This window comes from Pseudoxanthomonas sp. 97-1-1, from assembly GCF_057773125.1.
On the sequence record NZ_JBYMTJ010000001.1, the window covers coordinates 632,904 to 651,952 of the forward strand.

Consider the following 19,049-nt stretch of genomic DNA (forward strand, 5'->3'; position numbering starts at 1 on the left):
CGTCTTCCGTTCACCCCCTGAATTCTCTCAGGTATTCACCAGGAATCCCACTGTGGCCAATATCAAGTCCGCCAAGAAGCGCGCCAAGCAGACCGTCGTGCGCAACGCGCGCAACGCCGGCCAGCGTTCGATGCTGCGCACCGCCGTCAAGAAAGTCCTGAAGGCGCTCGACGCCAACGACGCCGCCGGCGCCCAGGCCGCGTTCGTCACGGCCCAGCCGATCCTCGACCGCCTGAGCTCGCGCGGCCTGATCCACAAGAACAAGGCCGCCCGCCACAAGAGCCGCCTGAACGCCCGCATCAAGGCCCTGCAAGCGGCCTGATTCACGGCGGTATGCAACGCGAAGACACGGAAGCCCGCCGCAAGGCGGGTTTCTTTTTGCCTGCGCGTCAATGCCGGGATGCCGGAACCGTACGATCGCCAACCACACCGAAAAAAACCCGCCTTCCGGCGGGCTTATTTTTCTCCGCCCTCGCGGGCGGCCTCGTCGGCCTCTTCCTTCAGGCGGTCGAAGAACGCCATCACGTCCTTCATGATCGGCCAGGTGCCCTCGCGCGAAATGGCGGACACCTGGTACCACGGCCGGGTCCAGCCAAGGCTGGCGATGATCTCGTCCGCCCGCTCCCTGGCCTCATCCTCGAACATCAGGTCGGCCTTGTTGAGCACCAGCCAACGCGGCTTCTGCAGCAGTTCGGGATCATGCTTCTCGAGTTCGCGCTCGATGGCGCGGACCTGCTCGACCGGATCGATGCCGTCCACGCCGCCCTCCATCGGCGCCATGTCCACCAGGTGCAGCAGGATGCGCGTGCGCTGCAGGTGACGCAGGAACGTCGCGCCCAGGCCGGCACCGTCGGCGGCGCCTTCGATCAGGCCCGGGATGTCCGCGATCACGAAACTCCGGTGCGCTTCCACGCTGACCACGCCGAGGTTCGGGTACAGCGTGGTGAACGGATAGTCGGCCACCTTCGGCGTCGCCGCCGACACCGCGCGGATGAAGGTGCTCTTGCCGGCGTTGGGGAAGCCGAGCAGGCCGACATCGGCCAGCAGCTTCAGTTCCAGCTTCAGCAGGCGCTCCTCGCCCTCTTCACCCGGCGTCGCCTTGCGCGGCGCACGGGTGATCGAGCTCTTGAAATGCATGTTGCCCAGCCCGCCCTTGCCGCCCTTGGCCACCAGCAGGCGGTCGCCGTGCCGGGTAAGGTCACCGATCACTTCATCGGTACTGACATTGGTCACCACCGTGCCCACGGGCACGGTGATGGTCAGGTCTTCGCCGGCCTTGCCGTACATCTGCCGACCCATGCCGTTCTCGCCACGCTGGGCGCGGAACTGGGTCTGGTGGCGGAAGTCGACCAGGGTGTTGAGATTCTCGTCGGCCTGCAGCCAGACGCTGCCGCCGTTACCACCATCACCTCCGTCCGGCCCACCCAGCGGAATGAACTTCTCGCGGCGGAACCCCACGCAACCGTTGCCGCCGTTGCCGGCGCCGACCTGGATTTCTGCTTCGTCTACGAGTTTCATGGGATTGGACTGACGTAATGGGGGGGGAAGGTGCAACAGGTGCGTGAAGCGGGGTTGAAGCCAGGGCGTTGAAATCATGCCGCAGCCGCAGCCACGGTGCCCGCAAACGAAAAGCCCCGCACGCGGCGGGGCCCTTCGCTCGGCGTGCGCGAAAGCCTCAGGCTTCCGTTACCACGCTCACGGTGCGGCGCTTCTTGGCGCCCTTGATCGAGAACTCGACCTTGCCGTCGACCAGCGCGAACAGCGTGTGGTCGCGGCCCAGGCCGACGCCCGGACCCGGATGGAACTGGGTGCCACGCTGGCGGATGATGATGTTGCCCGCATCGATCGCCTGACCACCAAAGACCTTGACGCCCAGCATCTTCGGGTTGGAGTCGCGGCCGTTGCGCGATGAGCCTACGCCCTTTTTATGTGCCATGACTGCTTCTCCTTACTTGTTGATGCCGGTGATTTCGATTTCGGTGTAATGCTGCCGGTGACCCTGGCGCTTCATGTGGTGCTTGCGGCGGCGGAACTTGATGATGCGCACCTTGTCGGCGCGGCCATGGCCGACGACCTTCGCGGTGACGGTGGCGCCCTTCAGGGCGTCGCCCAGGCTGATGGTCTCGCCATCGCCCAGCATCAGGATGTTGTCGAAGGTGAGTTCGTTGCCGGCTTCGGCTTCGAGCTTCTCGACGCGGAGCGTCTCGCCCTTCATCACGCGGTACTGCTTACCGCCCGTGACTACGACTGCGTACATGTGGATTCCTTGGTTTCTGTAGTTATTTTCTGGAGCCTGCCTGCCATCGAGGGCGGACAGAAGCGGAATTTTAGTGGATTCAGCGAGTTACGGTCAACCCGCTCCCCACCCCCGACCAGCCTCCGGCTCCCCGGGGACTTTCTTCACGGACAGGGAATGTCCGCATTGGCGCGCAGACTGGCGGCTGATGGCGGTAACAGGCCCCGCCGGCAACGGGGCGGACCATTGTAGATCAATGACTTGGATGGATCGCCCCCACCGTGGCCCTGCTTGCGGACGGCGGTCGCGGGCACGGCGGCAGCCAGGCCCACCCGACCGGCTGCCCGGCTGACTGAGCGCCCACCCGAACCCGCTGCTTCGATGGCAATGGCGCTATTTGCCCCCACCTAGGCAGATCGCTACGCTTCCTTGTTCGCTTTCCGGATCCCCCCACCCGATGGCCATGGACTTCATCCGCATCCGCGGAGCCCGCACCCACAACCTCAAGAACATCGATCTAGACCTGCCGCGCGACAAGCTGATCGTGATCACCGGCCTGTCCGGTTCCGGCAAGTCGTCGCTGGCGTTCGACACCATCTACGCCGAGGGTCAGCGCCGCTACGTGGAATCGCTGTCCGCGTACGCGCGGCAGTTCCTGTCGGTGATGGAGAAGCCCGACGTCGACCACATTGAGGGCCTGTCGCCGGCGATCTCGATCGAACAGAAGTCGACCAGCCACAACCCGCGTTCGACCGTCGGCACGATCACCGAGATCTACGACTACCTGCGCCTGCTGTACGCCCGCGTCGGCCTGCCGCGCTGCCCGGACCACGGCTATCCGCTGGAGGCGCAGACCGTCAGCCAGATGGTCGACCAGGTGCTGGCCCTCGACGGCGAGCAGCGCTACATGCTGCTGGCACCGGTGATCCGCGAGCGCAAGGGCGAACATGCGCAGGTGTTCGACCAGCTGCGCGCGCAGGGTTTCGTGCGCGTTCGCGTCGATGGTGAGTTGCACGAGATCGACGCCGTGCCGCCGCTGGCGCTGCGCCAGAAGCACACCATCGAAGCGGTGATCGATCGCTTCCGTCCGCGCGAAGACCTCAAGCAGCGTCTGGCGGAAAGTTTCGAGACCGCGCTGAAGCTGGGCGACGGCATGGCGCAGTTGATGTCGCTCGACCAGCCCGACGCGGCCCCGCTGCTGTTCTCGTCGAAATATTCCTGCCCGGTCTGCGATTACTCGCTGCCGGAACTGGAACCGCGCCTGTTCTCGTTCAACTCGCCGGTCGGCGCCTGCCCCACGTGCGACGGCCTGGGCGTGGCGCAGTTCTTCGACCCCTCGCGCGTGGTCGTGCATCCGGAGCTGTCGCTGGCCGCCGGTGCCGTACGCGGCTGGGATCGTCGCAATGCTTACTACTTCCAGCTGATCGCATCGCTGGCCAAGCATTACCAGTTCGACACCGACGCGCCGTGGCAGTCGCTGCCGGAGAAAGTGCAGCAGGCGGTGCTGTATGGCAGTGGCGAAGAGGTGATCACCTTCACCTACCTCACCGAATCGGGCGGGCGCACGCAGCGCAAGCATCGCTTCGAGGGCATCGTGCCGAACCTGGAACGCCGCTATCGCGAGACGGAATCGCCAGCCGTGCGCGAGGAACTGGCGAAGTACATCAGCGATCGTCCCTGCCCCGATTGCCAGGGCGCACGCCTCAACAAGTCCGCGCGCAACGTGTTCGTCGCCGACCGTCCGCTGCCATCGCTGGTGGTACTGCCGGTGGACGAAGCGCTGGCGTTCTTCCGCGGCCTCGACCTGCCCGGCTGGCGCGGTGAGATCGCTACCAAGATCGTCAAGGAAATTGCCGAACGCCTGGGATTCCTGGTCGACGTGGGCCTGGATTACCTGACGCTGGAACGCAAGGCCGACACACTTTCCGGCGGTGAAGCGCAGCGCATCCGCCTGGCCTCGCAGATCGGCGCCGGCCTGGTCGGCGTGATGTACGTACTGGACGAACCCAGCATCGGTCTGCACCAGCGCGACAACGAACGGCTGCTCGGTACGCTGACGCGCCTGCGTGATCTCGGCAACACCGTGATCGTGGTGGAGCACGATGAGGACGCCATTCGCATGGCCGACTACGTGCTGGACATCGGACCGGGTGCCGGCGTGCACGGCGGCGAGATCGTCGGCCAGGGCACCCTGGACGACCTGCTGAAGTCGCCGCGCTCGCTGACCGGACAGTACCTGTCCGGCAAGCGCCAGATCGAAGTGCCGAAGGCGCGCCACAAGGCGAACCCGAAGATGACGCTGCACCTGCGCGGCGCCGCCGGCAACAACCTGAAGGACGTGGACCTGGACATCCCGTCGGGGCTGTTCACCTGCATCACCGGCGTATCGGGTTCGGGCAAGTCCACGCTGATCAACGACACGCTGTACTCGCTGGCCGCCAACGAGATCAACGGCGCCTCGCACAAGCCGGCACCGTACCGTGAAGTGACCGGCCTGGACCTGTTCGACAAGGTCGTCGACATCGACCAGTCGCCGATCGGCCGTACACCACGTTCCAATCCGGCGACCTACACGGGGCTGTTCACGCCGCTGCGCGAACTGTATGCGCAGGTGCCGGAGTCGCGCGCGCGCGGCTACTCGCCGGGACGTTTCAGCTTCAACGTGCGTGGCGGCCGCTGCGAGGCCTGCCAGGGCGACGGCATGATCAAGGTGGAGATGCACTTCCTGCCCGACGTGTACGTGCCCTGCGATGTCTGCCACGGCAAGCGCTACAACCGCGAGACACTGGAAATCCTCTACAAGGGCTACAACATCAACGACGTGCTGGAAATGACGGTCGAGGATGCGCTGACCCTGTTCGAGCCGGTGCCGTCGATCGCGCGCAAGCTGGAAACGCTGATGGACGTGGGCCTCAGCTACATCAAACTGGGCCAGAGCGCGACCACGCTGTCCGGCGGTGAAGCGCAGCGCGTGAAGCTGTCGAAGGAACTTTCGCGCCGCGACACCGGCCGCACGCTGTACATCCTGGATGAGCCGACCACCGGCCTGCACTTCCACGATATCGAGCACCTGCTGGCCGTGTTGCACAAGCTGCGCGACGACGGCAACACCATTGTGGTGATCGAGCACAACCTGGACGTCATCAAGACCGCCGACTGGGTGGTGGACCTGGGGCCGGAAGGCGGCCATCGCGGCGGCCAGATCCTGGCCACCGGCACGCCGGAAGACATCGCGGCGCACCCCGGTTCGCACACCGGACGCTTCCTCGCCAAGCTGCTGCCGGAATCGAAGACGCCCAAGGCCAGCAAGCCGGCCGCGGTCGCCAAGCCTGACGTGCTACCCCCGCGCAAGTCCGCCACCAAGAAAACCACCAAGTCCACGACGAAGAAGGCCGCACGATGAGCACCACTCCCGATGCCAACGACGCTGGCCGCAAACTGCTGGCGAAGATCCCGATCAGCGTGCGCTGGCGCGACATGGACAGCATGGGCCACGTCAACAACGCCAAGTACATCTCGTACCTGGAAGAAGCACGCGTGCGCTGGATGCTGACGGTGCCGGACGTGTCGATGACGGACCGCATCGCACCGGTCGTGGCCGCCAACAACATCAACTACAAGCGCCCGCTGACCTGGCCGAACGACGTGGTGGTGGAACTCTACGTCGACCGCCTGGGCACCAGCAGCGTGACCATCGGCCACCGCATCGTGTCGGCGAAGGACGACAGCGTGCTGTATTCCGACGGCAACGTGGTGGTGGTGTGGATGGACACGCAGACCGGCCACAGCGCGCCACTGCCGGCGGCGATCCGCGCGGTGTCGGAATAACGGCGCTCTTGGCCCCCTGCAGGAGCGACGTAAGTCGCGACCGGAATCTTCCTGGGACAGCGGATGCAAAAGGCTATCCAATTGCTTCCGTCTACGCTGGTCCATGCTTCCGGTTCTGCCGCGTCGCTTCAGGTCCGCGGTCGCGACTCACGTCGCTCCTATAGGAATCGACGCGCTCAGGGCGCGGTCTTGCGCACGTCGAACGCGACGGGCAGTGAACGCCCGTCGGCCAGCCTCAACGTGATCACGACTTTCTCGCCAGCCGCTATCGGCGCGTAAGGGCCATGCAGCATCAGATGCAGCCCGCCGGGCTTCAGTTCGGCGGCCTTGCCGTGCGCGATGGGCAGCGTGGCCACTTCGCGCATGCGGCTGACGCCGTTTTCCTCGCGCGTCTCGTGCAGCGACACGTCGGCGAAGGCCAGGCTTTCGGCACCGGTGACGCTCACCGGCTTCGCGCAGGGATTCTCGATGCGGGCGAAGCCCGCCATCATCGGCATCGCGACCGGTGGCAGGCGCACCCAGGCCCCCTTCACCACGGGCAGGCACTCCGCCGCGTTGGCGGAGCCCATGCAGGCGATCAACAGCGCGGAGAGGCGGATCGTTCCGGAGCGACGGTTCATGCGCCTATGATACTGGCCTGACTTCAGGGAGAGGATGAATGACGGCGCTCATCGACACCACCGATCACGGCGACATCCGCGAGATCCGCCTCGCCCGGCCGCCGGTCAATGCCTTGAATACCGACCTGTGCCGCGCATTGATCGAGGCGATCAACCACGCGATGGACGATGGCGCGCGCGGCATCGTGCTGGCCGGCAACCCGAAGATCTTCTCTGCCGGCATGGACGTTCCCTATCTGCTCTCGCTGGGCGACGACCGCAAGGCGCTTCTCGATGCCTGGCAGGCATTCTTCGGCGCGGCGCGCACGCTGGCCGAATCACGGGTACCGGTGGTGGCGGCCATCACCGGCCACGCGCCGGCCGGCGGCTGCGTCCTGGCGCTGTGCTGCGACTATCGCGTGATGGCGCGCAGCGCGGATCCCGCCCGTCCCTTCGCGCTCGGTCTCAACGAGACCCAGGTGGGGCTGGTGGTACCGGAGGGCATCCAGCGCCTGATGCGTCGCGTGGTCGGGAACTACCGCGCGGAACGCCTGCTGGTCGCGGGCGAAATGGTGCCCGCCGAACGTGCGCTCGACATCGGCCTGGTGGACGAACTGGTCGATCAGCAGGAGGTTGTCGCCCATTCGGTGGCCTGGCTGCAGCAACTGCTGGGCCTGCCGCACCACCCGATGCTGCAGACGCGCGCCCTCGCCCGCCGCGACCTGGTCGAGGCCCTGGACCCTTCCCTGATCCAGTTGGAACGCTTCGTCGATGCATGGCATGCGCCCGATACGCAGCAGGCGTTGCGCGCTCTGGTGGACAAGCTGAAGAAGTGAGGCGTCGCGCCGTCAGTCGCCGCGGGCGACAGGACGCGATGGATCGCTGATCCAGCCGCTCCACGAACCGGGATACACCCGCGCACCGCGCAGGCCGGCGTGTTCGAAGGCGAGCAGTAGGTGGCAAGCCGTCACGCCGGATCCGCACATCAACACAGTGTCGCCAGGAGCGCGCGCACCCAGCAGCGAAGACAGCTCGAGGCGGAGCTCCTCCGCCGGCTTGAAACGGCCCTCACGCAGGTTCTGTGCGAACGGACGGTTGAGCGCGCCCGGCACATGCCCGGCGACCGGATCGATGGGTTCGACGTCGCCACGGAAGCGCTCGGCCGCCCGCGCATCGACAAGCCAACCACTGTCTTCGTCCAACCGGTCCAGGACTTCGTCCGCACTGACGAGCTGACGGCCATCCATACGCGACGGATACGCCGCGACAGGTGGCGGTGCGGCAACCTCGGCGGTTTCCTCTCCACCCATGACACGCCATGCGGCCAATCCTCCATCCAGCACCGCCACCCGCGGATGCCCCATCAGCCTCAACAACCACCACAGGCGCGCGGCCGCCATGCTGCCGTCGCCGGCGTCGTAGACCACCACCTGGTGTTCCGGCCCGATCCCCCATTCGCCCAACCTGCGGGCGAGCACGTCGCTGTCGGGCAACGGATGGCGACCCTCACCGACCTTCGACAGATCCGACAAGTCGAGATTCAGGTCGGCGTACACCGCGCCGGGCAGGTGCGAATGGGCATAGGCCTGGCGGCCCGCATCCGGTGCCGCATTGAGCATCACGAAGCGCGCATCCACCAGCCGCACTCCCGGATCGCCGAGAACGGCGGACAACGCAGGCGCATCGACCAAGGTGTTCCAGTTCGTATTCATGCAAGCTGCTCCAGCCGTTGCCGCAGGTTGAACAGGATGGCGGCCGTCGCGCCCCAGATGCGCTGTCCAGGCCACGCGTACTCAAGCACGACGCGCCGGCGCCCGCGATAGTCGACTTCGACGCGGCGAAGGTTGTCCGGCGACAGCAGGTAGTCGAGCGGCACTTCGAACACATCGGCCACTTCATTCGGTTCGGGCACTGGCACGAAGGCGGGGTCGATCACCGCGACCACCGGCACCACGCGGAATCCACTGATCGTCGTGAATGGATCGAGGAAGCCCAGCGGCGTCACCTGCGACGCCGGCAACGCGATTTCCTCATGGCTTTCGCGCAAGGCCGCCGCGATGGCATCGGCATCGGTCGGCTCAATGCGGCCGCCCGGGAAGCTCACCTGCCCGCCGTGGTGGCGCAGGCCATCGGTGCGGCGGGTCAGCAGCACCTGGGTGCCCTCCTCGCGGGGAATCAGTCCCGCCAGCACGGCCGCTTCGGCCAATGGTCCCGGCGGCAGAAGGTCGACCAGATCATCGTGGTTCCAGCCCGCCTCGGCCGGCATGGCACCCAGCGGATGCAGGGCGCGGCGCAGGGCGCCACCTTCGCGCAGACGTTGTTCCAGCGGCACGCGCGCCCGCTCGCGGGCCGGCAGCACGGCCCCCATCAGACGCAAGCGTTCGTCATCGTTCATCTGCGACCAGCGCGCGATTTCCGAAGTGGTGCGAAGACAGCCTACGCAGAGCCCCTCGTCGTCCAACGTACAGACGCCGATGCATGGGCTGAGCACGGCGCGGAAAGCGGTATTCATTTCATCTGGCACCTGCGGAGGGTAGCGCGGAAACGCTGCCCGCCGCTGAAAAGCACTGCGCCGGCACAAGGCCGGCGCAGACGGAACGTGGTGTTGACAGCCACTGGCTCCCCGCCTGCGCGGGGATGACGCAATGACCGGGGCGCCCGCGCGGTGCGCGGACGCGTCATTGCGTCACTTGACGCTGACCAGCTTGATCTCGAAGACCACCGCCACGTTCGGCGGAAAACCGGTGCGGGGATCGGCACCATAGGCCTTGTCCGGCGGCAGGGCGACTTCCCACTTGGCGCCTGCAGGCATCTGCAGCAGGGCTTCGCGCATGGCCGGCATCTCGACGGCGCTGACCTTCAGGTCCTTCATCTGCTGCGCCGGGCGTGCCTCGGCCGGGCGCTGGCCGAACGGATACGGACCGGACACCAGCAGTTCAACCGTGCTGGCCTGGGTCGGCTTGGCACCGTTGCCGTTCTCCAGCACCTTGTAGGGGACACCGCTGGCCAGCGACTTCACGCCCGGCTGGCCCTTGAACGTACCGATGAACTGGTCGCTCTTGGTCTTGTTCTCGGCCGCCACCTTGTCGTACTCGGCCTTGGCCTGCTGCGCGCGGGTCTGCTCGCGCTTCTGGAAGGCTTCCAGGGCGGGCTTGAGCTGCTCGGACGTCAGCGCCGGCTTCTGCTTGGCGTAGGCGTCCTGCAGGCCCTTCACCACCGAATTGATGTCCAGCTGTTCGCCACGTGCGGTCAGCTCGGCCAGATTGTTGCCATAGTCGTAACCGAAGTAGTAGCTCAACTTGCCCTTCTCGGACGAGACGTCCTGGGCCAGGGCGCTACCGGCCATGGCGAATGCCGCAACTGCGACCACTAACGAACGCACCTTCATCAACACACTCTCCGGATTGGGCGGCGGCATACCGCCTGGAAATGGACGCGCTAGGATAGCCGCCGGGGCGCTTAACCGCCACTGACGACAGGCTGGTCTGACCGGGCCTTCATGGCAGAGTTCCCGCTTCACTCAAATTTTACAATTCATCGCAGAAAACCCATGCCCGACAGTCTCGTCCTCGTTACCGATGCGGAAGGTGTCCGCCGCATCACCGTGAACCGCCCCGACAAGCTGAATGCCCTCAATGCCGCCACGCTCGATGCGCTGCAGGCGGCGTTCGACGCAGCAGCTGCCGATGCGGCCGTCAGAGTCGTCGTGCTGACCGGCACCGGCCCCAAGGCGTTCGTCGCTGGCGCCGACATCGCCGAAATGGCAGACCTGCGCGCCACGGAGGGTCGCGATTTCTCCCTGCGCGGCCAGAAACTGATGCGCAGCATCGAGACGCTGCCCAAGCCGGTCATCGCGATGGTGAACGGCTTCGCCCTGGGCGGCGGGCTGGAACTGGCCATGGCCTGCCATCTCCGCATTGCGGCGGATACGGCCAAGGTAGGCCAACCCGAGATCAACCTCGGACTGATCCCGGGCTTCGGTGGAAGCCAGCGGTTGCTGCGCCTGGCCGGGCGTTCGGCCACGCTGGAACTCTGCCTGCTCGGTGCCCCGGTTACGGCCGAGCGTGCACTGCAGCTGGGCATCGTCACCCGCGTGGTGCCGGTGGCGGAGCTGGAGGCCGAAACGGCGAAGGTCGCGGCGCAACTGGCCGCGTCCGCGCCGCTTGCACTGCGCGCAACGCTCGATGCCGTGAATGTCGGCGGCGAGTGCGGCATCGAAGAAGGGCTGCAGTACGAAACCGCGCAGTTCGGCCTGATGTTCGCCACCGATGACATGCGCGAAGGCACGCGTGCCTTCATCGAACGCCGCAAGCCGGCCTTCGCCGGGCGCTGAGCGGCGGGGCATCGCGATGACTCCCTGTCCCTGCCCTGCGTGCGACCTCGCGCGGTCACTGCATGCCCTGCTCATGGCAGACGATGTCGATGGCGCGATCGAGGCGGGCCTGATGACGTTCACTGCCTGCGGGTGCACGGGTGGCGATCCAGGAACGATCGCGCCCGTGATGCAGGCGCAGGCGCGGCTGCGTACCGCCTGGGACGCCCGCCGCCGCTACCGGTTGCGGCAGGTGCGCCTGGCCCGGCGCGCACAGGAACGCGAAGCCCGACGCCTGGCGGCCGTCCCTGCCAGCACGGACACCGCGTCCTCTGCCCCGGAGCGCCCTGCGTTGCCTGCCAGCGCTGCGGCGATCCTGGCACGTGCCAAGGCCAAGGCAGCCGACAGGTCGAAGCGATGACGCGTGCGCCCCGGCGCAGTCCCACGCTCACGCGCGCGGAAGTCGTGGAGCTCTTCTCGCGCTTGCGCGAGCTCAACCCGAAGCCGACCACCGAGCTGGAATACAGCACGCCCTTCGAATTGCTGGTCGCAGTGACATTGTCCGCGCAGGCGACCGACGTGGGCGTCAACAAGGCGACCCGGCGCCTGTTCCCCGTGGCCAACACGCCCGCGACCTTGCTGGCGCTGGGCGAGGACGGGCTGAAGAAGTACATCTCGACCATCGGCCTGTTCAACGCGAAGGCGAAGAACGTCATCGCCACCTGCCGCATCCTGCTCGACGAACACGGCGGCGAAGTGCCACGTTCGCGCGAGGCACTCGAAGCCTTGCCCGGCGTGGGCCGCAAGACCGCCAACGTGGTGCTGAATACGGCATTCGGCGAGCCCACCATGGCAGTGGACACGCACATCTTCCGCGTCGCCAACCGGACCGGGCTTGCACCGGGCAAGGACGTGCGGGCGGTGGAGGACAGGCTGGTGAAGGTGGTGCCGGCGGAGTTCATGCAGGACGCGCATCACTGGCTGATCCTGCATGGCCGCTACGTCTGTAAGGCGCGCAAACCGGATTGTCCGCAATGCGTGATCCGCGACCTCTGCCGGTTCAAGGACAAGACGCTGCCTCCGTGAGCGCCCGCAGGTATGTCCGCGGCAGGCCTCGGAGGCAGCCCTGTGTGGGAGCGACGCAAGTCGCGATGGGGTCGCTGGTAGAGCCTCATAACGACTTGCGTCGCTCCCACGGTGAAACCCTATATAAAAAACCCCGGGACATGCCCGGGGTTTCTCGTTTGCAGCCTGTGCGGTGCTTACCAGCTGAACTGCGTGCGCAGCGCGTACTGGGCGGTCTCGTCGCCGGTGACTTCGTTGTCACCCTGCGTGTAGTTGAACATGAAGCGCAGGTTCGGGTTGACGTAGTAGTTCATGCCGAGGATCCAGCTGGTGACCTCGCGGTTCAGCGTTTCGTTCTCTGCATAGTCATAGCGCGCCGTCAGTTCCCACAGACCCTTGTCGACGTACTTCGGCGATGCGAATACACCCGTCGCCGCCTTGTAGCCCTTGTGGCCACCGTTGAGCATGAAGCTGCCCTGCACGTAGTAGCTGGTCACGTCCTGGTCGCGACCGAGCGGCTGGCCGAAGGTGGCATCGGCGTACTCGGCCTGGAAGAACGCGGGACCAAACGAGCCGGCGGCTTCCAGCGCGTAGGCGGTCACCTGGTTGCGGCTCGCACCGGTGGTGGTGGCGATGGCCTGCGACGGGCCACGGCGGCCGGCGTAGTTGAACGTGGCGGCCAGGTTGTCCGAGCCGTTGTTGGCGTTCTCGTAGCTGTACCACGCACCGAAGTGCAGGGTGTTGTTGTCGTTGTTGATCGGCGCGAACGTCACGCGGCCGGCCGAGCCGACGCCTTCGTTGCGTGCACTTGCAGCGCCGCGCAGGTTGAACACGCTGACGCCGGCGGTGTAGTTCTCGCCGGCGCGCAGGTAGCCCACGCCCTGCTGGAACTGACGGCTGCTGAACAGACCGGTGGCCGAAGCGAACGGACGCTCCATCATCAGCAGTTCGTTGGAGCTGGTCAGTTCTTCCATCGCGCGGTAAGGCTTGAAGTGACCGATGGTGAACTTGCCACCCAGCGCCGACTTGGCGATATAGGCATCACGCAGGCCGTCCAGGTTGGTGCCGGCGCCGAAGTCCTGCTCCAGCTTGTATTCCCAGCCATAGGCCTTGCCGCCCAGGGTCAGGCGCGCGCGACGGAACTCGGTGGTGCCCGTGGTGCTGGCGAGATCGCGATCGAAGGCATAGGTATCGAAGTGGATACGGCCGCCCACGGTAGCTTCGAACTTGCCGTCGGCCGAGGTGACCTTGATGCCGCCCTTGGTGTCGATCTTCGGCGAGCCGGTGTTGAGCTTGTCCAGCTGCGCCGCCGTGTCGAGGTTCACGTCCGACTGCGCGTCGGTGCGTTCTTCCAGTTCCAGCAGTTTGGTCTGCATGGCTTCCAGCTGCGCCTTCAGTTCGGCGATCTGCTGGTCACGGTTGTCGGCAGCGGCGGCCGAAAAGCTGGTGCTGCCCATGGCAACGGCAAGCGCGGCAGCCAGGAGGGAATAACGCATGGTGACTCTCCGAGTGGAAGTAGGAGTAAGGACGCTGGCTTCGTGGACGCCGTGCTTCACTTCCGAGTTCACCTTCGGAAATCATTAAGCGCCCGTCAAAGATGCGCTAAAGGATGGGAGTGAAATCTTGCAGTCACATGTGAGTTTCATGACCGTCGTGTGACAGCGAGACGGCGACCACGCCCGCCAGCGGCTCCGCGGTGGTCAGCCGCATATATAGAAAGGAAGCGGATGGCGGGACGGGTCGCGTCCGGTGGCCGATCCCTCCCCCCCGCTCCGCTCGCCCACAGTCACGGAGAGGTGGCACGTGGCGACCACGCATGGGCCGCCCGGATTCCGTCACGCGACTGTCGCAATCACGACACGGGGCTGTCACACAAACGTCGTGGAATGGCCACCCAACGGGCACGCCTGTGCCTTTCACCCTGCCTTCTCCCAGGAGACTTCCGTGTTGAACTCGATCAAATCCCGCGTGGCGCTGCTGGCGCTGGCGTCTGCTTTCTCCGCGCAGGCGTTCGCTGCCGACGTGACCGGCGCCGGTGCATCGTTCGTGTATCCGGTGATGACCAAGTGGTCTGCCGACTACGCCAAGGCTTCCAACAACCGCGTGAACTACCAGTCCATCGGTTCGGGTGGCGGCATCGCGCAGATCAAGGCCGGCACGGTGGATTTCGGTTCTTCCGATGCCCCGCTGAAGCCCGAAGAGCTGGCCAAGTACGGCCTGGCCCAGTTCCCGTCGGTGATCGGCGGCGTGGTGCCGGTATTGAACGTGGCCGGCCTGAAGCCGGGCCAGCTGAAGCTGGATGGCCCCACGCTGGCCAACATCTTCTTGGGCACCATCAAGACTTGGAACGATCCCGCCATCGCCGCGCTGAACCCCGGCCTGACGCTGCCGGCGCAGCGCATCACGGTGGTCCGTCGTTCGGACGGTTCGGGCACCACCTTCAACTTCGTCAACTACCTGTCCAAGGTCAGCCCGGAGTGGAAGACCAAGGTGGGTGAAGGCACCTCCGTGCAGTGGCCGACCGGCGTGGGCGGCAAGGGCAACGAAGGCGTCGCGGCCTACGTGAAGCAGATCAAAGGCGGCATCGGCTACGTCGAACTGTCGTACGCGCTGCAGAACAAGATGGCCTACGCCAGCCTGAAGAACGCCTCCGGCAACTACGTGCAGCCCAGCGAGGAATCCTTCGCCGCCGCCGCCGCCAGCGCCGAGTGGGGCAAGTCGAAGGACTTCTACCTGGTCATGACCAATGCCCCGGGCGCGAACTCCTGGCCGATCACCGCCACCAACTTCATCCTGATGTACAAGGCACCGAAGAAGGGCAACAAGGACGCCCGCGACTTCTTCCGCTGGGTCTACGCCAATGGCGACGCCCAGGCCAAGTCGCTCGACTACGTGCCGCTGCCGCCGGCCCTGGTGCAGCAGATCGAGACCTACTGGAAGGCCAACCTGAAGTACTGATCGCACCCGCCGGCACGGTCTCTCCCCGTGCCGGCCCGATGCGGCGTTCCTCCCGCGCCTGCATCACCCGGGCGGGCCTTCGGGCCCGCCTTTTTTTGGCGCACGAACAGGCACGTCCTGTCGCATGACAGTGCGAGACCGCCATGTCATCACGCTGTAACAAAAACATCATTTCATAGCGTGGATCACAAACGACACGTCCGGAGATCCCATGCACGTCCGTAACGCTCGCCTGGCCACGCTGGCCCTGGCAACCGCCTTGTTCGTCGCCGGTTGCGGCGGCAAGACCGACGCACCCGCCGCGACGGCAGGCAATGAGGCCACCCCGGCAGCGACCGAAGGTGCGCAGAAGATCTCCGCCGAGATCACCGGGGCCGGCGCCTCGTTCATCTACCCGCTGATGGCCCGCTGGTCGACCGACTACAACAAGGCCACCGGCGCCAAGATCAATTACCAGTCCATCGGTTCGGGCGGCGGCATCGCGCAGATCAAGGCCGCGACCGTCGATTTCGGTTCGTCGGACAAGCCGCTGTCGTCCGAAGAGCTGGCGCAGGCTGGCCTGGGCCAGTTTCCGTCGGTCATCGGCGGCGTGGTGCCCGTCATCAACGTGGAAGGCCTGCAGCCCGGGCAGCTGAAGCTCAGCGGCACCGTGCTGGCCGACATCTTCCTGCACAAGATCACGACCTGGAACGATCCGGCCATCGCCGCGCTCAATCCGGGCGTGACCCTGCCGGCCGGCAAGATCAATACCGTGCACCGCTCGGATGGCTCGGGCACCACCTTCAACTTCGTCAACTACCTGTCCAAGGTCAGCGGCGAGTGGAAGACGAAGGTCGGCGAAGGTACCAGCGTCAACTGGCCCGGCGGCGTCGGCGGCAAGGGCAACGAAGGCGTGGCGGCGTACGTGCGCCAGCTGAAGGGCTCCATCGGCTACGTCGAACTGGCGTACGCCGAGCAGAACAACATGTCGTACGCGTCGCTGCAGAATGCGGCCGGCCAGTTCGTGCAGCCCACGGCGGAGAGCTTCGCCGCTGCGGCGGCCAGCGCCGACTGGGCGAATGCCAAGGACTTCAACCTGGTCATCACGAATGCGCCCGGCGAACAGGCGTGGCCGATCACGGCGACCAACTTCATCCTGGTCTACAAGCAGCCGAAGGATGCCGCGAAAGCCAGGCACACCCTGGACTTCTTCAGGTGGGCCTACGAGCAGGGCCAGGCGCAGGCGAACGAACTGGACTACGTTCCGCTGCCGCCCGAGCTGGTGGGACAGATCGAGAAGTACTGGGCCGCCGAAATCAAGCTCTGAAGGGAACGCGCCGGGCCGCCCCATGAGCGGCCCGGTGTCATCACGCGGTAACCGCGACAACGTGCACTTGAACACTTCGCACCAGCCCCTCCCCCCTATCTCCCGGGTTGCATGAACGCCACCGCTCTCCCCGCTTCCCTGTCGGATGTGCGTACCACGCGCGACGCGCGTGCCGACAAGCTGTTCCGCTGGACCATGACCGGCGCCGGCATGTTCGTCCTGATCTCGCTGATCGCAGCCGCATTGTCGATGCTGTGGGGCGGTCGCGAAGCCCTCCAGACCTTCGGCCTGGGCTTCTTCACCAGCACCGAATGGAATGTCGGCACGCGCGAATTCGGCGCCCTGGTGCCGGTGTTCGGCACGCTGGTCAGCGCCGGCGTCGCCATGCTGATCGCGGTGCCGGTGAGTTTCGGCATCGCGGTGTTCCTGACCGAAGTGGCGCCTGCGTGGATGCGCGGCCCGGTCGGGATGGCGATCGAGCTGCTGGCCGGCATTCCTTCGATCATCTACGGCATGTGGGGCCTGTTCGTGCTGGCGCCGCAGCTGAGCGAACACGTCTACCCGTGGATCAACGACAACCTGGGGCAGCTACCGCTGATCGGCGCGGTGCTGTCCGGCCCGCCGCTCGGCATCGGCATGCTGACCGCCGGGCTGGTGCTGGCCATCATGGTGATCCCGTTCGTGTCGTCGGTGATGCGCGAGGTCTTCCTGACCGTGCCGGGCCGCCTGAAGGAATCGGCGTACGCACTGGGCTCCACGAAATGGGAAGTGGTGTGGGACGTGGTGCTGCCCTACACGCGCTCGGCGGTGATCGGCGGCGTGTTCCTCGGCCTGGGCCGGGCACTCGGCGAAACCATGGCGGTGACGTTCGTGATCGGCAACGCCTACACGATCAGCGCCGCCCTGCTGGAACCGGGCACGTCCATCGCCTCCACGATCGCCAATGAATTCGCCGAGGCCACCGACCCGCTGCACAAGGGCTCGCTGCTGCTGCTGGGCTTCACCCTGTTCCTGCTGACCTTCATCGTGCTGGCCATCGCCCGCCTGATGCTGCGCCAGCTGGCCAAGCGGGAGGGCAACTGATGTCCGCGTCCCTGTACACCTTCCGCAAGGTCAAGAACGGCGTCGCGCTGACGCTGTCCATTGCGGCTGCGATCTTCGGCCTGATGTGGCTGGTCTGGATCCTCTGGACCACGATCACCAAGGGCATGAGCAGCCTCAATCTGGACCTGTTCACCCAGATGACCCCGCCGCCGAACGAACCCGGCGGCCTGGCGAACGCGTTGTTCGGCAGCGTGGTCATGAGCCTCCTGGCCATCCTGCTGGGCACGCCCATCGGTGTGGCCGCCGGCACCTACCTGGCCGAGTACGCCAACAAGCACTGGCTGGGCGAAACGGTCCGCTTCGTCAACGACATCCTGCTGTCGGCACCGTCCATCGTGCTGGGCCTCTTCATCTACACCGTGATGGTGGCGCAGATGGGCCACTACTCGGCCTGGGCCGGTGCGGTCGCTCTGGCATTCATCGCCCTGCCCGTCATCGTGCGCACCACCGACGAGATGCTGCGGCTGGTGCCGCAGCAGATGCGCGAGGCCGCGCTGTCGCTGGGCGTGCCGCAGTGGAAGGTGACCACGCAGGTGCTGATGCGTTCTGCATTGCCGGGCATCGTCACCGGCGTGCTGCTGGCACTGGCGCGCATCAGCGGCGAAACCGCACCGTTGCTGTTCACCGCCTTCAACAACCAGTTCTGGAGCACCGACCTCAACCAGTCGATGGCCAACCTGCCCATGGTGATCTTCCAGTACGCCATGAGCCCCTACGACTCGTGGAACTCGCTGGCCTGGGCCGGTGCATTCCTGGTGACTGCCCTGGTCCTCCTGCTCAGCCTGGCTGCGCGAACCATCCTTCTTCGAAACAAGGTGACCCATGAATGACGCGGCCCGCATTTCGGTCGTTGCCACCCAGCGCCACGACGAGCACAGCGCGCAGGCCAAGGTGAAGCTGGCCGCCAAGGACCTGGACTTCTACTACGGCGACTACCACGCCCTGAAGAACATCAACCTGGAGATCCCCGAGAAGCGCGTGACGGCGCTGATCGGTCCGTCCGGTTGCGGCAAGTCCACGCTGCTGCGCGTGTTCAACCGCATCTATTCGCTCTATCCCAAGCTGCGCGCCACCGGCGTGGTGTCGCTGGACGGGGAGAACATCCTGGACGCCAAGTACCCGATGAACCGCCTGCGCAGCAAGGTGGGCATGGTGTTCCAGAAGCCCGTTCCGTTCCCGATGACGATCTACGAGAACGTCGCCTACGGCATCCGCCACCATGAGCGCCTGGGCAAGGCCGAGATGGACGTGCGCGTCGAACAGGCGCTGCGCCAGGCCGCGCTGTGGGAAGAGGCCAAGGACAAGCTGAAGCAGAGCGCGCTGGGCCTGTCCGGCGGCCAGCAGCAGCGCCTGTGCATCGCGCGCGCCGTGGCGCTGCGCCCGGACGTGATCCTGCTCGATGAGCCGACCTCGGCGCTGGATCCCATCTCGACCAGCAAGATCGAACAGCTGATCGAGGAACTGAAGCACCAGTACACCATCGCCATCGTGACGCACAACATGCAGCAGGCCGCGCGCGTGTCCGACTACACGGCCTTCATGTACCTGGGCGAGCTGGTGGAGCACGACGTCACGTCGACGATCTTCTCCAACCCCGGCAAGCAGCAGACGGAAGACTACATCACCGGCCGTTTCGGCTGA

General features: G+C 65.8%; 20 protein-coding genes. 12 read left to right on the forward strand and 8 right to left on the reverse strand.

Translation table 11 applies throughout. From position 1 onward, the window contains the following. The first annotated feature begins 52 nt into the window (after window positions 1–52). The gene (gene rpsT, locus AC3DET_RS03070; RefSeq protein ID WP_192200626.1) at window positions 53–322 is read left to right on the forward strand and encodes a 30S ribosomal protein S20; all 270 of its coding nucleotides are present in this window, start codon (window positions 53–55) and stop codon (window positions 320–322) included. A 134-nt stretch (window positions 323–456) separates the two neighbouring features. Here the strand turns inward: rpsT and cgtA are convergent, their stop codons facing one another. From cgtA to rplU, 3 genes are all read right to left on the reverse strand, one after another. After that, window positions 457–1,518 (reverse strand): Obg family GTPase CgtA, encoded by a 1,062-nt coding sequence (gene cgtA, locus AC3DET_RS03075; RefSeq protein WP_488390678.1) that lies wholly within the window; start codon window positions 1,516–1,518, stop codon window positions 457–459. Window positions 1,519–1,675: 157 nt separating this feature from the next. Next, the gene (gene rpmA, locus AC3DET_RS03080; RefSeq protein ID WP_142123858.1) at window positions 1,676–1,936 is read right to left on the reverse strand and encodes a 50S ribosomal protein L27; all 261 of its coding nucleotides are present in this window, start codon (window positions 1,934–1,936) and stop codon (window positions 1,676–1,678) included. 12 nt (window positions 1,937–1,948) lie between these two features. Continuing rightward, entirely contained in the window at window positions 1,949–2,257 is a 309-nt protein-coding gene (rplU, locus tag AC3DET_RS03085; RefSeq protein ID WP_055935657.1) for a 50S ribosomal protein L21, read from the reverse strand. 436 nt (window positions 2,258–2,693) lie between these two features. Between rplU and uvrA the strand changes: the two genes are divergently transcribed. Further along, complete coding sequence (gene uvrA, locus AC3DET_RS03090) at window positions 2,694–5,639, forward strand: excinuclease ABC subunit UvrA (protein ID WP_488390679.1); 2,946 nt, start codon at window positions 2,694–2,696, stop codon at window positions 5,637–5,639. Beyond that, window positions 5,636–6,064, forward strand: coding sequence for an acyl-CoA thioesterase (locus AC3DET_RS03095; protein ID WP_488390680.1), 429 nt, complete (start codon window positions 5,636–5,638; stop codon window positions 6,062–6,064). Before uvrA ends, AC3DET_RS03095 begins: the two co-directional genes overlap by 4 nt. A 176-nt stretch (window positions 6,065–6,240) precedes the next feature. On the opposite strand, the gene AC3DET_RS03100 is transcribed toward AC3DET_RS03095, so the two are convergent. Further along, window positions 6,241–6,684: a copper chaperone PCu(A)C gene (locus tag AC3DET_RS03100; protein WP_488390681.1), complete on the reverse strand. Its 444-nt coding sequence runs from the start codon at window positions 6,682–6,684 to the stop codon at window positions 6,241–6,243. Window positions 6,685–6,722: 38 nt separating this feature from the next. Between AC3DET_RS03100 and AC3DET_RS03105 the strand changes: the two genes are divergently transcribed. Next, window positions 6,723–7,499 (forward strand): enoyl-CoA hydratase/isomerase family protein, encoded by a 777-nt coding sequence (locus AC3DET_RS03105; protein WP_488390682.1) that lies wholly within the window; start codon window positions 6,723–6,725, stop codon window positions 7,497–7,499. 12 nt (window positions 7,500–7,511) lie between these two features. Here the strand turns inward: AC3DET_RS03105 and AC3DET_RS03110 are convergent, their stop codons facing one another. The 3 genes from AC3DET_RS03110 to AC3DET_RS03120 form a co-directional block, all read right to left on the reverse strand. Next, window positions 7,512–8,375: a sulfurtransferase gene (locus AC3DET_RS03110; protein WP_488390683.1), complete on the reverse strand. Its 864-nt coding sequence runs from the start codon at window positions 8,373–8,375 to the stop codon at window positions 7,512–7,514. Further along, the gene (locus AC3DET_RS03115) at window positions 8,372–9,175 is read right to left on the reverse strand and encodes a CoA pyrophosphatase (protein ID WP_488390684.1); all 804 of its coding nucleotides are present in this window, start codon (window positions 9,173–9,175) and stop codon (window positions 8,372–8,374) included. The genes AC3DET_RS03110 and AC3DET_RS03115 overlap by 4 nt, the downstream gene beginning before the upstream one ends. A gap of 174 nt (window positions 9,176–9,349) precedes the next feature. Then, window positions 9,350–10,051: an FKBP-type peptidyl-prolyl cis-trans isomerase N-terminal domain-containing protein gene (locus AC3DET_RS03120; RefSeq protein WP_142123851.1), complete on the reverse strand. Its 702-nt coding sequence runs from the start codon at window positions 10,049–10,051 to the stop codon at window positions 9,350–9,352. A gap of 162 nt (window positions 10,052–10,213) precedes the next feature. Between AC3DET_RS03120 and AC3DET_RS03125 the strand changes: the two genes are divergently transcribed. Genes AC3DET_RS03125 through nth form a run of 3 tightly spaced genes read left to right on the forward strand, consistent with a single transcriptional unit; the run spans window position 10,214 to window position 12,061 of the window. Continuing rightward, window positions 10,214–10,996 (forward strand): enoyl-CoA hydratase/isomerase family protein, encoded by a 783-nt coding sequence (locus AC3DET_RS03125; RefSeq protein WP_488390685.1) that lies wholly within the window; start codon window positions 10,214–10,216, stop codon window positions 10,994–10,996. A gap of 16 nt (window positions 10,997–11,012) precedes the next feature. Then, the gene (locus tag AC3DET_RS03130) at window positions 11,013–11,396 is read left to right on the forward strand and encodes a hypothetical protein (protein ID WP_488390686.1); all 384 of its coding nucleotides are present in this window, start codon (window positions 11,013–11,015) and stop codon (window positions 11,394–11,396) included. Then, entirely contained in the window at window positions 11,393–12,061 is a 669-nt protein-coding gene (gene nth / locus AC3DET_RS03135) for an endonuclease III (protein ID WP_446537476.1), read from the forward strand. Before AC3DET_RS03130 ends, nth begins: the two co-directional genes overlap by 4 nt. Window positions 12,062–12,237: 176 nt before the next feature. Here the strand turns inward: nth and AC3DET_RS03140 are convergent, their stop codons facing one another. After that, the gene (locus AC3DET_RS03140) at window positions 12,238–13,536 is read right to left on the reverse strand and encodes an OprO/OprP family phosphate-selective porin (RefSeq protein ID WP_446537477.1); all 1,299 of its coding nucleotides are present in this window, start codon (window positions 13,534–13,536) and stop codon (window positions 12,238–12,240) included. Window positions 13,537–13,987: 451 nt separating this feature from the next. On the opposite strand from AC3DET_RS03140, the gene pstS (AC3DET_RS03145) reads away from it, so the two are divergent. The 5 genes from pstS (AC3DET_RS03145) to pstB all read left to right on the forward strand — a co-directional run bounded on the left by pstS (AC3DET_RS03145) (window position 13,988) and on the right by pstB (window position 19,049). Further along, entirely contained in the window at window positions 13,988–14,998 is a 1,011-nt protein-coding gene (gene pstS / locus AC3DET_RS03145; protein WP_225590940.1) for a phosphate ABC transporter substrate-binding protein PstS, read from the forward strand. A gap of 211 nt (window positions 14,999–15,209) precedes the next feature. After that, a complete protein-coding gene (pstS, locus tag AC3DET_RS03150) occupies window positions 15,210–16,304 on the forward strand; it encodes a phosphate ABC transporter substrate-binding protein PstS (protein ID WP_488390687.1) in 1,095 nt (364 codons plus the stop codon). 111 nt (window positions 16,305–16,415) lie between these two features. Then, a complete protein-coding gene (gene pstC / locus AC3DET_RS03155) occupies window positions 16,416–17,387 on the forward strand; it encodes a phosphate ABC transporter permease subunit PstC (RefSeq protein WP_192200613.1) in 972 nt (323 codons plus the stop codon). After that, window positions 17,387–18,238 (forward strand): phosphate ABC transporter permease PstA, encoded by an 852-nt coding sequence (gene pstA / locus AC3DET_RS03160; RefSeq protein WP_192200612.1) that lies wholly within the window; start codon window positions 17,387–17,389, stop codon window positions 18,236–18,238. The genes pstC and pstA overlap by 1 nt, the downstream gene beginning before the upstream one ends. Next, window positions 18,231–19,049 (forward strand): phosphate ABC transporter ATP-binding protein PstB, encoded by an 819-nt coding sequence (pstB, locus tag AC3DET_RS03165; RefSeq protein WP_192200611.1) that lies wholly within the window; start codon window positions 18,231–18,233, stop codon window positions 19,047–19,049. The genes pstA and pstB overlap by 8 nt, the downstream gene beginning before the upstream one ends.